General features: G+C 70.6%; 15 protein-coding genes and 1 pseudogene. 8 read left to right on the forward strand and 8 right to left on the reverse strand.

All coding sequences use genetic code 11. From position 1 onward, the window contains the following. Window positions 1–129: 129 nt before the first annotated feature. Together AC0699_RS13395 and AC0699_RS13400 are read left to right on the forward strand one after the other, a co-directional pair. Window positions 130–1470 carry a hemolysin family protein gene (locus AC0699_RS13395; protein ID WP_478659357.1) on the forward strand — a complete coding sequence of 447 codons (1341 nt, stop codon included), beginning with the start codon at window positions 130–132 and terminating at the stop codon, window positions 1468–1470. Beyond that, complete coding sequence (locus AC0699_RS13400) at window positions 1467–2489, forward strand: hemolysin family protein (protein ID WP_478659359.1); 1023 nt, start codon at window positions 1467–1469, stop codon at window positions 2487–2489. The genes AC0699_RS13395 and AC0699_RS13400 overlap by 4 nt, the downstream gene beginning before the upstream one ends. On the opposite strand, the gene AC0699_RS13405 is transcribed toward AC0699_RS13400, so the two are convergent. After that, complete coding sequence (locus AC0699_RS13405) at window positions 2477–2758, reverse strand: holin (RefSeq protein ID WP_478659361.1); 282 nt, start codon at window positions 2756–2758, stop codon at window positions 2477–2479. The two genes, AC0699_RS13400 and AC0699_RS13405, sit on opposite strands and share 13 nt — an antisense overlap. 100 nt (window positions 2759–2858) lie before the next feature. Here AC0699_RS13405 and AC0699_RS13410 point away from each other — a divergent pair, with 100 nt between their 5' ends. The 4 genes from AC0699_RS13410 (at window position 2859) to AC0699_RS13425 (ending at window position 6775) form a co-directional block, all read left to right on the forward strand. Further along, entirely contained in the window at window positions 2859–3662 is an 804-nt protein-coding gene (locus tag AC0699_RS13410) for an SGNH/GDSL hydrolase family protein (protein WP_478659363.1), read from the forward strand. 196 nt (window positions 3663–3858) lie between these two features. Next, window positions 3859–5292 carry an adenylosuccinate lyase gene (purB, locus tag AC0699_RS13415; RefSeq protein ID WP_478659365.1) on the forward strand — a complete coding sequence of 478 codons (1434 nt, stop codon included), beginning with the start codon at window positions 3859–3861 and terminating at the stop codon, window positions 5290–5292. Window positions 5293–5306: 14 nt separating this feature from the next. Continuing rightward, window positions 5307–5879 (forward strand): G/U mismatch-specific DNA glycosylase, encoded by a 573-nt coding sequence (mug, locus tag AC0699_RS13420; RefSeq protein ID WP_478659367.1) that lies wholly within the window; start codon window positions 5307–5309, stop codon window positions 5877–5879. 170 nt (window positions 5880–6049) lie between these two features. After that, window positions 6050–6775: a DUF899 family protein gene (locus AC0699_RS13425; protein WP_478659369.1), complete on the forward strand. Its 726-nt coding sequence runs from the start codon at window positions 6050–6052 to the stop codon at window positions 6773–6775. A 106-nt stretch (window positions 6776–6881) separates the two neighbouring features. Here the strand turns inward: AC0699_RS13425 and AC0699_RS13430 are convergent, their stop codons facing one another. Genes AC0699_RS13430 through AC0699_RS13440 form a run of 3 tightly spaced genes read right to left on the reverse strand, consistent with a single transcriptional unit; the run spans window position 6882 to window position 9015 of the window. Beyond that, the gene (locus AC0699_RS13430; RefSeq protein WP_478659371.1) at window positions 6882–7319 is read right to left on the reverse strand and encodes a hypothetical protein; all 438 of its coding nucleotides are present in this window, start codon (window positions 7317–7319) and stop codon (window positions 6882–6884) included. 40 nt (window positions 7320–7359) lie between these two features. Beyond that, a complete protein-coding gene (locus AC0699_RS13435; RefSeq protein WP_478659373.1) occupies window positions 7360–8082 on the reverse strand; it encodes an ABC transporter permease in 723 nt (240 codons plus the stop codon). A 3-nt stretch (window positions 8083–8085) separates the two neighbouring features. Continuing rightward, a complete protein-coding gene (locus AC0699_RS13440; RefSeq protein ID WP_478659375.1) occupies window positions 8086–9015 on the reverse strand; it encodes an ABC transporter ATP-binding protein in 930 nt (309 codons plus the stop codon). 108 nt (window positions 9016–9123) lie between these two features. Here AC0699_RS13440 and AC0699_RS13445 point away from each other — a divergent pair, with 108 nt between their 5' ends. Together AC0699_RS13445 and AC0699_RS13450 are read left to right on the forward strand one after the other, a co-directional pair. Beyond that, window positions 9124–10278, forward strand: coding sequence for a sensor histidine kinase (locus tag AC0699_RS13445; protein ID WP_478659377.1), 1155 nt, complete (start codon window positions 9124–9126; stop codon window positions 10276–10278). Window positions 10279–10444: 166 nt separating this feature from the next. Continuing rightward, complete coding sequence (locus tag AC0699_RS13450) at window positions 10445–11098, forward strand: response regulator (protein ID WP_478659379.1); 654 nt, start codon at window positions 10445–10447, stop codon at window positions 11096–11098. 33 nt (window positions 11099–11131) lie between these two features. Here the strand turns inward: AC0699_RS13450 and AC0699_RS13455 are convergent. The 4 genes and pseudogenes from AC0699_RS13455 to AC0699_RS13470 form a co-directional block, all read right to left on the reverse strand. Continuing rightward, a pseudogene (locus tag AC0699_RS13455) lies at window positions 11132–11271 on the reverse strand (ABC transporter permease); the annotation flags it as partial. 38 nt (window positions 11272–11309) lie between these two features. Further along, window positions 11310–12473 carry a pyridoxal-phosphate dependent enzyme gene (locus AC0699_RS13460; RefSeq protein WP_478659381.1) on the reverse strand — a complete coding sequence of 388 codons (1164 nt, stop codon included), beginning with the start codon at window positions 12471–12473 and terminating at the stop codon, window positions 11310–11312. Beyond that, window positions 12466–14982, reverse strand: coding sequence for a non-ribosomal peptide synthetase (locus AC0699_RS13465; RefSeq protein WP_478659383.1), 2517 nt, complete (start codon window positions 14980–14982; stop codon window positions 12466–12468). The genes AC0699_RS13460 and AC0699_RS13465 overlap by 8 nt, the downstream gene beginning before the upstream one ends. A gap of 22 nt (window positions 14983–15004) precedes the next feature. After that, window positions 15005–17563, reverse strand: coding sequence for a Pls/PosA family non-ribosomal peptide synthetase (locus AC0699_RS13470; RefSeq protein ID WP_478659385.1), 2559 nt, complete (start codon window positions 17561–17563; stop codon window positions 15005–15007). Between the last annotated feature and the right edge of the window lie 94 nt (window positions 17564–17657).

Consider the following 17657-nt stretch of genomic DNA (forward strand, 5'->3'; position numbering starts at 1 on the left):
ATGGATGCTCCCCTCGACAGCTTCAGAATTGAACGAAAGGTGTGAGCGTCCGCCCATGGGCGAGCCTCCCAGTAGCAGATATCGCGCGGTCCTCCTCCCCCTGGCCGACCATGGGACGGAGGTGAACCGATGACCGAGGTGCTGCTTCTCGTCGTTGCGGTGTTGCTCTGCCTCGCCTGTGGGGGCTTCGTCGCGGCGGAGTTCTCGCTCACGACGGTCGAGCGCTCCGACCTCGAACGAGCGGTGGAGCGGGGCGAGCGCGGCGCGGCGAGCGCGCTGACGGCGGTCCGGGAACTCACCTTCCAGCTCTCGGGCGCCCAGCTCGGCATCACGGTCACCAATCTGGTCGTCGGCATGCTCGCCGAGCCGTCCATCGCCAAGCTGATCAGCGGGCCGCTCGAGGCGCTCGGCTTCGCGCCTTCGGCCGCCTCGTCCCTGGCCCTCGTCATCGGTACGGGTCTGTCGACGATCGCGCTGATGGTCGTCGGCGAGCTCGTCCCCAAGAACTGGGCGATCTCGTCGCCGCTCGCCATCGCCAAGGTGGTCGCGCCCCCGCAGCGGGTCTTCTCGGCGGCGTTCCGCCCGCTGATCGGTCATCTGAACAACACGGCCAACCGCATCCTGCTCCGGCTCGGCCTGGAGCCGACCGAGGAGCTGGCTTCGGCGCGCAGCCCGCAGGAGCTCGTCGCCCTGGCCCGGCACTCCGCCAAGCAGGGCGCGCTGGAGGCGGACACCGCCGAGCTGTTCGTCCGCACCCTGAGTCTGGCCGAGCTGACCGCGGAGAACGTGATGACGCCACGCGTCCAGGTCACGGCCCTCGAGGTGCAGGCGACCGCCGAGGACGTCGCCAACGCCACGCGAGCCACCGGTCTGTCGCGCTTCCCCGTCTACCGCGGCAGCCTCGACACCGTCATCGGAATCGCCCACATCAAGGACGTGCTGGCTGTCCCGGCCGGGCATCGGCCGCGCCACCCGGTGGCCGAGCTGCTGCGCGAGCCGCTGCTCGTACCGGAGACCCTAACAGTGGACCGGCTGCTGGACCGGCTGTCCGGGAAGCGGACGATGGCCGTGGTGATCGACGAGTACGGCGGCACGGCCGGGGTCGTGACGCTGGAGGACATCGTCGAGGAGGTCGTCGGCGAGGTCCGCGACGAGCACGATCCGCATGAGACGCCGGACCTCGCGAGGGCCGGCGAGGACGCGGACGGCCGCGCCCTGTGGTCGGCCGACGGGGCCGCCCGTACCGACCAGCTGGAAACCATCGGGCTGCGGGTGCCCGAAGGACCGTACGAGACCCTCGCCGGGCTGCTGGCCACCGCACTCGGCCGGATTCCGGCCGTCGGGGACAGCATCGAGCTGTCCGGCTGGCGGCTCGACGTCGTGGACGCCTCCGGGCGGCGTGCGGCGCGGGTGCTGATGCACGCGCCGCTGCCGTCGGACGGCCCCGACGAGGAGAGGACGGCGCGATGACCGCGATCCAGCTCTTCATCGGCTTTCTGACACTCGTCGTCAATGCCTTCTTCGTCGGCGCGGAGTTCGCCCTGATCTCCGTGCGACGCAGCCAGATCGAGCCGGAGGCGGAAGCCGGGAACCGGCGGGCGCGCAGCGTCATCTGGGGTCTGGAACACGTCTCGGCGCTGCTCGCCGCGGCACAGCTCGGCATCACGTTGTGCACGCTGGTACTGGGGGTGGTCGCGGAACCGGCCATCGCTCACCTCCTGACACCCGTCTTCGACGCCGTCGGTGTGCCGCACGGCCTGGTCCACCCGATCTCGTTCGTGATCGCGCTCTCCGTCGCCACCTACCTGCACATGCTGCTCGGCGAGATGGTGCCGAAGAACATCGCGCTGGCCGAACCGACGCGGGCCGCGCTGCTGCTGGGTCCACCGCTGGTGACGCTGGCCCGGGCACTGCGCCCGGTGATCTTCGCGATCAACGCCTTCGCGAACGCGCTGCTGAAGCTGCTGCGGGTGGAGACCAGGGACGAGGTGGCGGCGACCTTCTCGGACGCAGAACTGGCCCGGCTGGTCCGGGACTCCGGAGACGCCGGTCTGCTGGACGACCGGGCGGCCGAGCGGCTGCGCGACGCCCTGGAGCTGGGGCGCCGGCCGGTCGCCGATGTGGTGATGCCGGTGGAGCGGGTGGTGTCCACCCAGGTCGGCGCCACGCCCGAGGACCTGGAGCGGCTGGCGGCGGAGTCCGGCTTCTCCCGTTTCCCCGTCGTCGACAGCAACCGGCAGATCCTCGGCTATCTGCATGTGAAGGATGCCCTGGACGACATTCCGCGCGACATGCCGTTCCCGGTCTCGGCGATGCGGCCCATCGCCCGCGTGCGGGCCGCGACCCCGCTCGACGACGTGCTCACGGCGATGCGGCGCAGCCGCACCCATCTCGCGGCGGTGCTGGACGAGAACGGCGGGCTGGCCGGCCTGGTGACGATGGAGGACGTACTGCGGGAGCTGGTCGGGCCGCCCGGTCAGGGCCGCTGAGGCGACGGCGCCGGCGGCGGTGCCGCCGTGGCCGGTCTGTCGGTGGTCTCGGTGATGCCGGGCCCCCTCCGGCCCAGCCCCGAGGCGCCCAGCGCCGTGAGAACGGCGAGGAGGGCGGCAAGGCCCGCCGTCGCGAGGGCCGCGGGCCAGTCGACGTCGAAGAGGCTGGTCGCCCCGGCCACCAGGACCGCGGCGAGCGACTGCGCGAAGGTACGGATGGCACGCTCTGCGGTTGCGGCCCAGAAGGCACCGCTCCATAAGTTAGTCATGTACTGGACATACCCAGAAACGGCGGCGGCGACGAGGGTCGCGCCACCCTGGGCACCCGGACGGCCCCACGTGCATACCGACCGGTATGATCGCACGGTCATGACAATGAATGCCAGCTACACCAGTCTTGTCGCGGTCGGCGACTCGTTCACCGAGGGCATGTCCGACCTGCAGCCCGACGGCTCGTACCGGGGCTGGGCCGATGTCCTCGCCGCGCGTCTCGCGGGCCGCGCGCCCGGTTTCCGGTACGCGAATCTCGCCGTGCGCGGCAAGCTCATCGGGCAGATCGTCGAGGAGCAGGTGGACCGCGCCGCGGCGATGAAGGCGGACGTGGTGACGCTCGTCGGCGGGCTCAACGACACCCTTCGCCCCAAGTGCGACATGGGGCGGGTACGGGGGCTGCTGGAGGAGGCCGTGGAACGGCTGGCTCCGGCGTGCGGGCAGCTGGTACTGATGCGCAGTCCCGGGCGCCAGGGTCCGGTCATGGAGCGGTTCCGTCCCCGCATGGAGGAGCTCTTCGGCCACATCGACACCCTGGCGGCGCGCCACGGCGCGCTGGTGGTGGACCTGTGGGGCGCCGAGGTGCTCGGGGACCAGCGTCTGTGGGACGTGGACCGGCTGCACCTGACCGCCGAGGGACATCGCAGGGTCGCCGAGGCCGTGTGGCAGACACTGGGCCTCGCCGCCGAGGAGGACTGGCGGGCGCCGCTGCCGCCGGCGGTGCGCCCGGGCTGGACCCAACGGCGGACGGCCGATGTGCGGTTCGCCCGGCAGCATCTGGCGCCGTGGATCGGGCGGCGGCTCACCGGGCGATCGTCGGGAGACGGCAGGCAGGCGAAGCGGCCCGAACTGCTGCCGTACGAGGCCACGGCCGGGACTCCGCTCGACGGCGAGCTCTCCTAGGGCTCTTTCAGGGCTCTCTCAGGGCTCTCTCAGGGCTCTCTTGGGACATGTCCGGTGGATCTTGCCGGGATCGCGGCGCCCTGCGACTCCGTCTCGTACGGTCTCGTGCGGTCTCGTATGCCGCGCAGGTCTCGTAGCAAGCCACAAATCGGGGCGGGGCGCTGGCCTGCGTAAACCGCCAGTAGAATCCGTACACGTGACTGCAAAGCCTCGCATCCCCAACGTCCTGGCCGGCCGCTACGCCTCCGCGGAGCTCGCCGTCCTGTGGTCTCCCGAGCAGAAGGTGAAGCTGGAGCGTCAGCTCTGGCTGGCCGTGCTGCGTGCCCAGAAGGACCTCGGGATCGAGGTGCCCGACGCCGCCCTCGCCGATTACGAGCGGGTCCTCGACCAGGTCGACCTCGCCTCCATCGCGGAGCGCGAGAAGGTCACCCGGCACGATGTGAAGGCGCGTATCGAGGAGTTCAACGCCCTCGCCGGTCATGAGCACGTGCACAAGGGCATGACCTCCCGCGACCTCACCGAGAACGTCGAGCAGTTGCAGATCCGCCTCTCGCTGGAGCTTATGCGGGACCGGACGGTCGCCGTGCTGGCCCGTCTCGGGAAGCTGTCCGGGGAGTACGCGGAGCTGGTGATGGCCGGCCGCTCGCACAATGTCGCGGCGCAGGCCACGACGCTCGGCAAGCGGTTCGCGACGACCGCGGACGAGCTGCTGGTCGCGTACGCCCGGCTGGAGGAGCTGCTCGGCCGCTACCCGCTGCGCGGCATCAAGGGCCCGGTCGGCACCGCCCAGGACATGCTCGACCTGCTCGGCGGGGACGCCGCCAAGCTCGCCGAGCTGGAGCAGCGCATCGCGGGCCACCTGGGCTTCGCGCACGCCTTCACGTCCGTCGGTCAGGTCTACCCGCGCTCGCTGGACTACGACGTCGTCACGGCGCTGGTGCAGCTCGCCGCCGCACCGTCCTCGCTGGCGAAGACGATCCGGCTGATGGCCGGTCACGAGCTGGTCACCGAGGGCTTCAAGCCCGGCCAGGTCGGCTCGTCGGCGATGCCGCACAAGATGAACACCCGCTCCTGCGAGCGCGTCAACGGCCTCATGGTGATCCTGCGCGGCTATGCCTCGATGACCGGTGAGCTGGCGGGCGACCAGTGGAACGAGGGCGACGTCTCCTGCTCGGTCGTGCGCCGGGTCGCGCTCCCGGACGCGTTCTTCGCGTTCGACGGTCTGCTGGAGACGTTCCTGACGGTGCTGGACGAGTTCGGCGCGTTCCCCGCGGTCGTCGCCCGCGAACTCGACCGCTACCTGCCCTTCCTCGCCACCACCAAGGTGCTGATGGGCGCGGTGCGCGCCGGCGTGGGCCGCGAGGTCGCCCACGAGGCCATCAAGGAGAACGCGGTCGCCTCCGCGCTGGCGATGCGGGAGCAGGGCGCCGAGCGCAACGAGCTGCTGGACAAGCTCGCCGCCGACGACCGCATTCCGCTGGACCGCGCCCAGCTCGACGCCCTGATGGCGGACAAGCTGTCCTTCACCGGCGCGGCGGGCGAGCAGGTCGCCTCGGTGGTGTCCCGGATCGAGGAGATCGCCAAGCAGCACCCGGAGGCCGCCGCGTACACGCCGGGGTCCATCCTCTGACCGGGGTGATCGGGATGGCCCGCCAAACCCCCGCCGAGCTGGAGGCCGCCCGCGATCGCCTCGTCCCCGATGTGATCGCGGACGGTCTGTCCGTCCTGTTCTGCGGCATCAACCCCGGTCTGATGTCGGCGGTGACGGGCCACCACTTCGCCCGGCCCGGAAACCGCTTCTGGCCGGTGCTGCACCTGTCGGGCTTCACCCCACGCCAGTTGAAGCCGTCCGAGCAGGACGAACTTCTGACGTACGGGCTCGGCATCACCAATGTCGCGGCCCGTGCGACCGCCCGGGCCGATGAGCTCAGCGACGAGGAGTTCCACGAGGGCGGCCGGATCCTCACCGAGAAGGTGGAGAGGCTACGGCCGCGCTGGCTCGCTGTCGCCGGGGTCACGGCGTACCGCACGGCGTTCGGCGACCGCTCGGCGCGCATCGGCCCACAGGAGCGGACGATCGGCGGGACCCGGATCTGGGCACTGCCCAACCCGAGCGGGCTCAATGCCCACTGGACGGCACAGACGATGGCTGAGGAGTTCGGCCGGCTGAGGGCGGCGGCGGCCGGCGGCGCGGACCGGGGCGCGGGCGCGCCATAGGCTGCGGGTGCGCCCTGGGCGGTGTCCGACGGGGCATGTCCGGAGCATCGGGTCCGCGCCCGACGGTGCGGACACGACACAGCGACCCGCCCGACACCGGACATCCTTGTCGACGACCTCTTCATGCCGCACGCTGCAAAGGGGTCGAACTGACACGAGGGGCGTCGAACGTGACCTTTCCAGGAGAGTCGGCGGCGTACCGCGCGGCGCGCGACCAGCTGTTGGAGCAGGAGCTCGAACTGCGCCGTGCCACCGAGGCGGTGGCGGCTGCCAGACGTGCACTGCCGCCCGGCGGGCCGGTCCCGGAGGACTATGTCTTCCAGGGGACGGGACCTGAGGGAGCCCCTGCCGATGTGAGGCTGTCGCAGCTCTTCATGCCCGGCAAGGACTCTTTGATCATTTACAGCTACATGTTCCCGCGCTATCCCAGCGACGAGCGGCCGGGCCCCAAGAGCGGTCGCACGGCGCAGTTGAAGCTCGAGGAAGGACCGTGTCCTTCCTGCACGGCATTGCTCGATCAGCTGGACGGCGCCGTGGAGCACGTCTCCCCGCACGTCAACTTCGTTGTCGTGGCCAGGGCGCCGCTTTCACGGCTGCAGACGTTCGCCGAGGAGCGCGGCTGGCGACGGCTGCGCCTGCTGTCCTCAGCCGGCAACACCTACAGCCGTGACTACCTGGCAGAGACGGCGGGCGGCGGGGCGATGCCCATGCTGAACGTGTTCCACCGCGATGGTGACGAGATCCGCCACTTCTGGGGCTCGGAGATGCTCTACGCACCCAGCGAGCCGGGCCAGGACCCGCGTCACGTGGGCACCCTCGAGCCGCTCTGGAACATGTTCGATCTCACGCCGGAAGGGCGCGGCGTCGACTGGCAGGAGCAGCTGAGCTACTCGTAGCGCCCGAGTCCCTGCCGACCGGCCGGCACGGCGGACGGCTGCCGGCCCAGTACGCCATGGACTCCCGCGAGCAGCCCCACGACACGGCGAACCTACAGCGCGTTTCCTACGGCGGGTCTATCTCGGTGATCACCGCCACCAGCTGGAACGGCAGCTCGGTGTCCCACTGGGAGACACCGAGCACCACCCACTGGCCGTCCGCATGCCACAGATGGACATCGGGCACTGAGCTGGAGAGCGAACCCCAGGGTTCCGGTATCTCCTCGCCGTCCTCCGTGGACCTGACGAACACCGAGTTCAGACTGAACACCTGCGGCCGGCCCCAACGCTCGCTCAGCAGTAACGCCAGGGCCTCGCGCTCCGCGTCGTACTGCTCCTCCACGACCTCACGGCGCTCCGGCTCCTCCCCGAAGTCCTCGCTCGTACTCAGCTCGGCCATGTGGTAGCCGGGACCGCTGTCGCCCACGTCCGACCGGCCGTACTCCGCGGGGAAGGGCCGGGAGCGCAGCTGATCGATGGTCGCCAGATGCCGTGCGATGGTCATGGATTCAGTAAACCTTCTCGCACTGACATGTGGCGGGGCGTCAGGCATCCCGGCGGCGGATGCTCCACCCGCCCGCCAGCAGCGCGGCCGCCGTCCAGCACGCGGTCACGGCAAGGCCGCTCCACGGGCCGAGGGCTCCGTCGGGCATCTGGTGGAGGACCGCCTGCCCCGCCTTGTCCGGAAGGAAGTCGGCGACCGTCCCCGACATGTCACCGACCACGAACGACACGATGAGGAGGAAGGGCACCAGGACGCTCAGCGTGGCGACACCGCTGCGCAGCAGCGCGGCCAGGCCGGCCGCGAACAGGGCCATCAGCGCGAGGTAGACGCCGCAGCCCAGGACACCGCGCAGGCCCTCGGCCCAGCCGATCCCGTCGGCCCGGTCCCCGAGCACCGCCTTGCCGACGGCCAGGCCGGCGAGACCCGTGGCCAAGCCGGCGGCGAGGGCCGGTGCGCCGACCGCGACGGTCTTGGCCGCGAACCACCGCCCCCGGTGCGGGACGGCGGCCAGCGAGACCCGCAGGGCGCCGCCCCGGAACTCGGACGACACGGCCGTCGCGCCGAACGCGACCGCCGCGGTCTGCCCGAAGCTCACGCCGAAGAACGCCGTGAACAGCGGGTCGAAGTCCGTTTCCCCGGGGTCGAGTCCGGCGAGCGCGGAGAAGGCCACGGTGGCGACGAGCACCGCGCACAGGGCGCCGATGAGCGACCGCAGCGTACGGATCTTGATCCACTCGGAGTGCAGGACGGATGTGAACGCCATGGGTCAGGCCTCCTGGGGCTGCGCGGGGGACGCGGTGAACTCGGCTTCCGATGCCGTGAGGTCGAGGTAGGCCTGTTCCAGCGTGCCTTCCTCGGCGGCGAGTTCGAGGACGGGCACGCCCGAGCCCGACATGAGGCGGCCGATGTCCTCCACGCGTGCGTGGTGCACCGTCCACCCCCCGTCCCCGCCGTCGACGGCGTCGTAGCCGTGGCGGTCGAGGAGGTGCTTCAGCGCCTCGCCGTCCGTGGTGCGGACCCGGACCCGGGGCTGCACGCGCGCGTCGATGAACTCCCGCAGGGGGATGTCGGCGAGCAGGCGCCCGCGCCCGAGAACGACCAGGTGGTCGGCGAAGGACGCGGTCTCGTTCATGAGGTGGCTGGAGACGAGGACGGCGCGGCCCTCGTGAGCGAGGCGGCGCAGCAACTCCCGTATCCAGATGATCCCTTCGGGATCGAGGCCGTTGGACGGCTCGTCGAGGAGCACCACGGGCGGGTCACCGAGGAGGGCGGCCGCGATGCCCAGGCGCTGGCGCATCCCCAGGGAGTACGTCTTCACGCGGCGCCGTGCGACGGAGGCGAGTCCCGTCTCCTCCAGGACCTCGTCCACGCGGCGGACGCGGATGCGGTTGCTCACGGCGAGGGACATGAGGTGGTCCCGGGCGGTGCGTGACCCGTGCGCGGCCCCGGCGTCGAGGAGGGCACCCACGTGCCGCAGGGGTTCGCCGAGCGCGGTGTAGGGCCGGCCGCCGACCGTGGCGGTGCCGGAGGTGGGGCGGTCCAGGCCGAGAACGAGGCGGAAGGTGGTGGACTTCCCGGCGCCGTTGGGGCCGAGGAAGCCGGTGACGCGACCGGGCGGCACGCTGAACGTGACGTGGTCCACGGCGCGCCGGGAGCCGTACTCCTTGGTGAGGTCTCGGATGTCGATGCTGGTCATGGGGCCAGCTTCGCGTCCGACGAGGGTCCTGTTCCTCCCCCGCGCGTGGAGATCGTCTCCCCCGCCCGGGGGAGGTCCGTCGTCGGTGGCGGCTGGCACGATGACGGAATGGCCCGCTTTCTGCGCCCGCTGCTCCGCGGGACGACGTACACACGGCTGCTGCACCTGTGGGTGCCCGTGCTGGTCCAGAGTGTCTGGATGTTCATCGACCCGGCGCGGCCGTGGGTCCCGGCGCTGGTGCTCCCGCCACTGGGGCTGATCCCGGCGGTGCGCAGGGGCGAAGGGGTGCAGGCGCAGCTGCTGCTCACGCCCGGCGAGCGGGATCCGGCGTTCTCGGTGACTCCGGCGACGGCCTGGCGGGACCGGCTTCGTACGGTCCTCTGGCTGGAGACACGGATGGTGCTGGGGGTGCCGGCCGCGTTCGGCTGCGTCTGGCTGCCGATCCTCACGATCGAGCTGGGCGCGACGACGTTCGGGGGCGTTCACGACGACGTTCCGCTCCTCGATCAGGCCGCACCGCACTGGTGGTACGCCCTGCTGGTCCCGCTCCCTCTGCTCGCGCTGTACGGACTCGTCCTCGGCCTGGGCGAGTTGGCCACCGTGCTCGCGCGGCGGCTGCTCGGCCCGTCCGCCGCCGAGCGGCTCGCCGCCCTGGAGGAGCGCGCTGAGCAGTTGCTCGAACGCACCCGCATCGCGCGCGAGTTGCACGACTCCATCGGTCACGCGCTGACGGTGGCCGTGGTGCAGGCCAGCGCGGCGCGGGCCGCGGGCGACGCGGAGTTCACGGACCGGGCCCTCGGTGCCATCGAGGAGACGGGGCGGGCGGCGCTGGAGGACCTGGAACGGGTGCTCGGGATCCTGCGCGAGCACGACCGCCCGGTGGGCAGCCGCCCGACGCTCACCGACGCCGACCGGCTGCTGGAGTCGGCGCGTGCCTCGGGGGCCGAGGTGGACGCGGAGGTGTCCGGCCCGCTGGAGGAGGTGCCGGGACCGGTGTCCCGCGAGGGCTACCGCATCCTCCAGGAGTCGCTCACCAATGTGCTGCGGCACGCGGAGGGGGTGCCCGTACGGGTGCGGATCGCGGTCGCGGACGGCTCCCTCGGACTGGAGGTCCGCAATCCGCTGACGGCGGAGACACCGGGGCCGGGCCAGGGCAGCGGGCTGCGCGGGATACGGGAGCGGGCGGCGCTGCTCGGTGGCCGGGCACAGACGGGCCCGGACCGGGGGGACTGGCGGGTGCGCGTCAAACTGCCGCTCCGCTGACCGGTTTCGGCCGGACGCCCGCAGACGGGCTGATGACCGATACCGGCACGGGACCTTGCGGACGGGCTGATGACCCGTACCGGCACGGAACCCTGCGGACGGACTGATGACCCGTACCGGCACGGAACCCTGCGGACGGCGGGGGCTGTTGATCTACGCTGGCCGCATGCCGGTCACTGTTCTGCTCGTCGACGACGAACCCCTCGTCCGCGCGGGTCTGCGTGCCGTTCTGGAGGCGCAGCCCGACATCGAGGTCGTCGGGGAGGCGGCCGACGGCGCCTCGGTGATCCCGCTGGTGCGGCGACTGCGGCCCGACGTGGTGGCCATGGACGTGCGCATGCCGCTCCTGGACGGGATCGAGGCGACCCGTGCGCTGCTGCGCACGGTCGAGCAGCCGCCGAAGATCCTGGTCGTGACGACCTTCGAGAACGACGAGTACGTGTACGAGGCACTGCGGGCGGGTGCCGACGGGTTCCTGCTGAAGCGGTCCCGGCCCGCTGAGATCGTGAACGCGGTGCGCACCGTGGCCGAGGGAGAGTCGCTGCTCTTCCCGGCCGCGCTGCGTTCGCTCGTCGCGGGGCGGGCCGCCGCCCGCCCCACGCCCACCGCCGTGGAGCGGGCGGCGCTCACCGAGCGGGAGTCGGCAGTGCTGCGGCTGATGGCGAAGGGCCTGTCCAACGCGGAGATAGCCGCGGAGCTGATCGTCGGTACGGAAACGGTGAAATCCCATGTCAGCGCCGTGCTGGCGAAGTTGGGTGCCCGGGACCGCACGCAAGCGGTGATCGCCGCGTACGAGTCCGGTTTCGTGGCTCCCGCCTGACCGCGGGCCCGTCCTCGGGATACTGGTGGACCCCAACTGCCCGGCCCGGTAGGGAAGATACTGGGCCACTCCCCCGGCAGCGTCCCCGACGACGAAGGACACGATCAGAACCAGGGGATCAGGATGCCGAGCACGGCCACGCCGCTGCGCAGCAGGGCGGCGAGTCCGGCGGCGCCTCGACCGGCGCTGACGGGGCCCGGTCCTCGACCCCTCAGCAGCCGCCCGCCAGGGCCCGCTCGATGTCGTCGAGCTTTTCGACGACCGCCACCCGGCCCCGGTCGGCCGGCTCTCCGCTCGCCTTCATCTCCCGGCCGGTGACCAGCAGAACCACGCTTTCCGACCGATCCGCCAGACCTCGTTCGACGGCGCTCTCCAGCCCGGCCAGGGCCGCCGCCCCGGCGGGTTCGGCACCCACGCCCGCCCTGTCGGCAAGCGTCGACACCGCGCTCAGCAGCGCGTCATCGGTGACCGCCACCATTCCTCCGCCACGTTGGCGCATCACGGCCAGCGCGGCATCACCGATAGCGGGGCGCACCACCGCGATGCCGTCGGCGACGGTGGCGGTGGGATCCAGCTCCGTCGGCACGGCGGGCGCCCCCTGCCAGGCCCGCACCAGCGGCTGGCAGCGCTCTGCCTGTACGCCGATCAGGCGCGGTTTCCGAGCGGCGAGGCCGCAGCTGACGAGTTCGGCGAAGCCCTTGTCGAGCGCCACCAGCGTGGGGCCGTCCCCGACCGGGACCATCACCAGATCCGGGAGCCGGCGGCCGAGCTGTTCCCACACCTCGAACGCCACGGTCTTCTTCGCCTCGATGGTGAGCGGGTTGGAGCCGGTGTTGCGGTCGAGCCATCCGAACGTGCGGGCGGAGGCCCGGGACAGGTCGACCGCGGCCGAGTAGCCTTCGCGCACCTGGAAGACCCATGCACCGGCCTGCGTCATGAGCGCGAGCTTCTCCGGCTGGCAGTCGGCGGACACGAAGATGACGGCCCGCATCCCGGCTGCCGCGGCACCGAAGGCGGTGGCCACAGCCGCGTTACCGGTGGAGGCTGTCGTGATCGTGTCCATCCCGCGTCGCAGCCCGTCTTCGATCACGAGCGCGGTGGCGCGGTCCTTGTTGGAGGCGGTCGGGTTCCGCGTCTCGTCTTTGATCCACAGGCGCGGCATTCCCAGCGTCTTTCTGAGCGCCGGGGCCGGCAGCAACGGCGTGCCGCCGATCGGCATCGGATACCGCACCGGACCATCGGCCACCGGCAGCAGCTTCCGGTATCGCCACATGCTGAACGATCCCGGCGGGTCCGGTGCCATCAGCGCGGATCCGTAGTCGTACTGCAGCCACTCACAACCCGACAGGTCGACCGACCTGGTCACGCTACCCATGTCGCACCTCGCTTCCGTGCCTGCCGTCGACCAGAGCGGCCAGATCGGCGAGGACCGGGTGGCGGGTGACGTCCTTGAGGGACACCGCACGGTCCAGGGCGACCGCCAGCTTCACGGCCGACAGCGACGTGCCGCCCCTGTCGAAGAAGTGGTCGCGCGGGCCGATCCGGTCCGGCGGGACGCCGAGCACCTTCGCCCAGGCGGCCGCCAGCCGCTGCTCGGTCGGCGTACTCGGCGCGTGGTGGTCGTCCTTCACGGTGTCGAGTTCCGCGGCAAGGACCGTCAGCGTCCGCCTGTCGATCTTTCCGTTTGGGGTCAGCGGCAGGCTCTCCCGCCAGTGGAAGGCCGACGGGACCATGTACTCGGGCAGCGACTCGCCCAGCCGGTCCCGCAGGACGCCGGCCTCCAGCGGACGCCGGCCGGAGTAGAAGGCCACCAGGCGCTTGCTCCCACCGGTCCGCTCGGCGACCACCGCGGCGCCGTCGCGGACACCGTCCGCCCGCAGCAGCGCGTTCTCGATCTCGCCGATCTCAATCCGGAACCCGCGTATCTTGACCTGGTTGTCCCGGCGGCCGAGGAACTCCAGCTTGCCCTCGGCTTGCCAGCGGCCGTAGTCGCCGCTGCGGCAGATCCTCCCTTCTTGCCCGCCGTCGGGCAGGAGGGGCTCGCCCTTGCGGTGCGGATCGGCCATGAAGACCCGGCGGGTGCGCTCGGGGTCGTTGACGTACCCGCGGCCGACACAGACGCCGGCGAAGACGATCACACCGGGGGCGCCCAGCGGCACCGGTGCCAGGTGCTCGTCGACGACGTAGATGTGCACGTTGCCGATGGGGCGGCCGAGCGGGACCCGGTCCCGGTCCGGCGCCCGGTCCATGACCTCGTGGACGGCGTCGTCCGAAGTCTCGGTCAGCCCGTAGGTGTTGACCATCTTGATCTCGGGCTGGGCGACGAACCAGCGCTGCACCAGCTCCTTCTTCAGGAAGTCGCCGGTGGGCGACACGGTGTGCAGGTCCGGCAGCTCGCGCGGGTTCTGCTCCAGAGCGGACAGGAAGACGTCGAGGTAGGACGGCACGACCTGGAGCACGGCGGCCCGGCCGTCGACGATCGTGTCGACGAACCGCTCGACGTCCAGGATCACCTCCTGGTCGACCAGCAGGGTCCGACCGCCGACGAGCAGCGCGGCGAGCAGTTGCCACACCGAGATGTCGAAGCACTGGGGTCCGGTCTGGGGGATCACCTCGCCCTCGGCGACCTCCAGGTCGTCGAGCTTGGCGTAGATGTGGTTGAGCATGCCCGCGTGCTCGCACATCGCGCCCTTGGGCTCCCCGGTGGAACCGGAGGTGAACAGGATGTAGGCGAGCTGGTCCGGCGCGACCTGGATGCCGAGATCACCGTCGGGGTGGTCTTCCTCCCAGGCCGTGTCGACGAAGAGGGTCCGGACTCCGGGCAGCGCGTCCAGGGCCTGGTCGAGCGTGGCGGTGCTGTCGCGCTCGGTCAGCACGAGCCCGCACTCGGCCCGGGAGAGGGCGGCCGCGATGCGGTCGGCCGGGAAGTGCGGCTCGATGGGCAGGTACACGCCACCGGCCTTGAAGATCGCGAGGACGGCGGCCATCCAGTCCAGGTTCCGCTCCGTCACCACCGCGACGACGTCCTCGCGGCGCAGCCCTCGCGCCAGCAGGGCCCGGCCCAGTCGGTTGGCGCGGGCGTTGAGCTCCCGGTAGGTCCACTGCCGGTCGCCGTGCACGGCCGCGACGGCGTCCGGGTGCTGCCGCACCCGCTGTTCGAACAGCTCGTGGACCCGGCGGTCCGGCAGCTCCCGGCGCGGCCCGGAGAGCCCTGCGAGCTGGAAACGGAGCTCTTCGGCGGAGAGCAGGCTGCACCGCCCGTGCTCGGCGTCGGGGTCGGCGGCGATCAGCGCGAGCGCGGTGAGGTGGTAGCCGGCGATCCTTGCGGCGCAGGCCGAGTCGATCACATCGGTCCGGTACCGGAGCCGCAGGCCGAGTCGGCCGCCCTGCTGGAAGACCCCCACCCGCAGCACCGTGTCCTCGGCGAGCTCGCCGTCGCCGCCGGTGGGGTCGAAGACGGTCTCGAAGGACGGCTCGGTCAGGCCCAGTTCGCGCTTGAGGTCGTCGACCGGGAAGTCCCGGTGCGACAGCAGTTCCGACTCGCTCCGACGCGTGTCCAGCAGCAGTGCCCGCCACGAGTGGGATGCGGTCGTCTGCCGGCAGGGCAGCGGCGAGCCGCCGTCGGCGACGTAACCGGTCACGACCTCGCGCTCGCCGGACAGCGCGGCAAGCACCTTGGCGTGTGCGGCGAGGAGCACGGAACCGAACGGCACCGTCAGCTCGTCGGCCAGTCGGCGCAGCGCCGCCATGTCGCGGTCGGGGATGATCGCCTCGTGCTCGGCGATGCCCGCTACCGGATCGAGGGTCCACCGCGGGATCGGCGTGAGCCCGCCGGCGGTGAGCACACCGCGCCAGAACTCTTGCCCGGTCTTGGTCATTTCCATGATCATCAAATCCTTTTCCTGCTCACTGATGCCACTTGGCGCCGAAGTGGGCGACGTCGCGGTTGTCGATTCGGTGGCCGGTCCGCAGCTCCCTGGCCGGGTTTCCGCCCCATCGGGCGTGCGGTGGGACTTCCTCGCCCTTCATGAGGAAGGAGTCGGGGGCGAGCACTGCGCCGTCGCCCATCGACGTGCCGTAGAGAACGAAGGAACCGACTCCGAGGGTGCAGTCGGCACCGATCGTGATGTGGTCGCACTTGAAGACGTAGTCCTCCTGCGAGTGGCACTGAATCCACGCACCGGCGTTGAGGGTGACGTTGTCGCCGATCGTCACGAGGTTCTTCTCGGCCATCTGGCAGCCGTCGTCGAAGAGCCTCCTGCCGAGCCGGACGCCCTGCAGCCGCCAGATCGCGCTCTTGAACGGGGTGCCGTTGAAAACCGTGCCCGCACCCGATTCCAATTTGAAGAAGCGTTCGGTCCGCCAGAAGTCCATGTCGTAGATCGAGCAGTACTTCGGCGGCAGGGGCCGGAATCCCGTGGAGGCACGTTCGACGAGTACGCCGTAGACGACGCTGAACAGAAGGAGGAAGACCATGGCCAGCGCGACCGCCGGCACACCGAGGGAGGGGTACAGGTCCGCAGCGCACAGACCGATCACGATGGCCACGAAGGTGTAGATCCACCGCGCCATCAGGAAGAACCCTATGGTGAGGGCATTGTGCCTGTTCTTGGCGGCGAGGCGGCGACGCAGCTCGTCTCCGTCCGTCAGGTGGTTGAACCTGTTGTCACGATCGACCGTGCGCGGGATCTCGAAGCTGGGCGAGCCCAGGAGCCCGACTCCTTCCCGGACCTCCCCGTCGATCGGGACCATGACCTTCGTCGCCAGCAAGCAGTTGTCGCCGACCTTGCTCTGCGAGGGATAGGCAATCATGTTCCCGAGGAAGCTGTGGGCTCCGATCGACGCCCGGGACACACGGAAGGACGTGCTGGAATAGTCGGCATTGACGATCGACAGCTCGCTGGCGCAGACCGTTCCGGGGCCGACGGAGACCAAGTACGGGGTGTCGTGCTTGACCTGGTCGCCGAAGTTCGAACCGGTCTGCACAACCGGGGAAGAAAGGTCGTACCCAAGGCCGCGCAGAAAGGGGACGATGTAGGAGCTGTCCCCGAAGAGACCTATCAGGAACTTCGAGTTCGCCATGCGCGTGATCGCCCTGTGGAGCAAGTAATGCAGGCCGTACAAGGGATAGACCGTGTCCGGCTTGATGGCCAGGTTGAGCACGCGAGGGACGGTGAACACGAAGAGAATGCCGAGGAGCAGGGAGCCGAAGAAGACCACGAAGGAAATGACCAGCGCTTCGAGGTAGAACGCCCCACTGGTGAAGTCAGGAGAGGCTGCGCCCAGAAGCGCCTCCACCCGGGACCCCACGAGGATGTCGAGAACGCAGATCACCAACGGCAGGTACAGGGCAAGCATCATGAGCACCTGCACGGCGGAGTAGACCGCACTTCGCAGGGTGCCGCAGATGGCAGGCGGGACCATCCGGTAGTCCACCTCGGTGGGTTGGGCCGGAGACCCGTGCCAGCCTTGGCCGCCGGGCACAGCCTGCCCGGCGTGCAAAGAGGAGACGTGGCCCAGTTGGGCCCCATCGCCCATCGAGGTCTCGATGTCGAGCACCGTCTGCTCGCCGATGTACACATCCCGGCCCAGGGTGACCGCGCCGGTCTGGATCCGTCCGGCGTGGGCGCGGTAGCAGTTGAAGTACGAGTCCTTACGGATGACCGTGCCGTCGCCGATGGTGAGGAGGTCGGTGCACACCGGCACGTGCTGGGAGAAGATCACCACGCCTCGCCCGACCTTCGCGCCCAGCGCCCTCAGATACAGCGCGTACAGCGGCGAACCGCCGAACAGCGCCAGCGGGTTGGACCGGACGAGCGTCTTGACGACCCAGAACCGGACGTAGGCCGGGCTCCAGATACGGATCTGCTGGGGCTTCCACCGACCGATGAGCAGCCACTTCGCCAGGATCGGCAGCGTGCACGCGCCGAGGAAGGCCGCGCCACCGAACAGGACCGACCTCAGGTAGATGTCGAACACCCCTGAGCCGGCGGAGATCCACTCGAAGCCTCGCACAGAGACGAGCGCGACGGCATAGACGTACCCGAGGAAGATCAGGAACTGCAGCGTTCCGCAGAGGACGTACTCCAGTGTGCTGGTCCTGGCCGGTTCGGCCGGCTCGGCCGGCGCCGGGACCGAGGGCTCGGCCACGGCCGGCTCGGCATCCTCGAGCGCAGCCGTCAGGCTCCCGATCGTCGGGTTCCGGTAGATGTCCTTCATCGACACCGACGGCAGGTCCGCCCGCTTCCTGACCCTGGCGCAGAATCGCGCCATCACCATCGAGTCGGCACCCAGGTCATGGAAGAAGTGGCTGTCGGCCTGGACCTGCTCGACTCCGACGACGCCGGCCAGCACCTCGGCCAGCAGCCCGGCGGTACCGGCCACCGGGCCTGCACACGCGCCGCCCTGGATGGTGGAGGTTTCCGCCGAGTCGGCCGTGACGGTTCCGGCAAACTCCCCTGGCATGCGGACTACCTCGGACTTCCCTGTCATACGAACTCCCTGAGAACGTTTCGCGTCGGCCGCTGCGGCCGGCACCCGGTGGGCCCGGGTTGCACCT

The organism is Streptomyces sp. NPDC043870, from assembly GCF_056435785.1.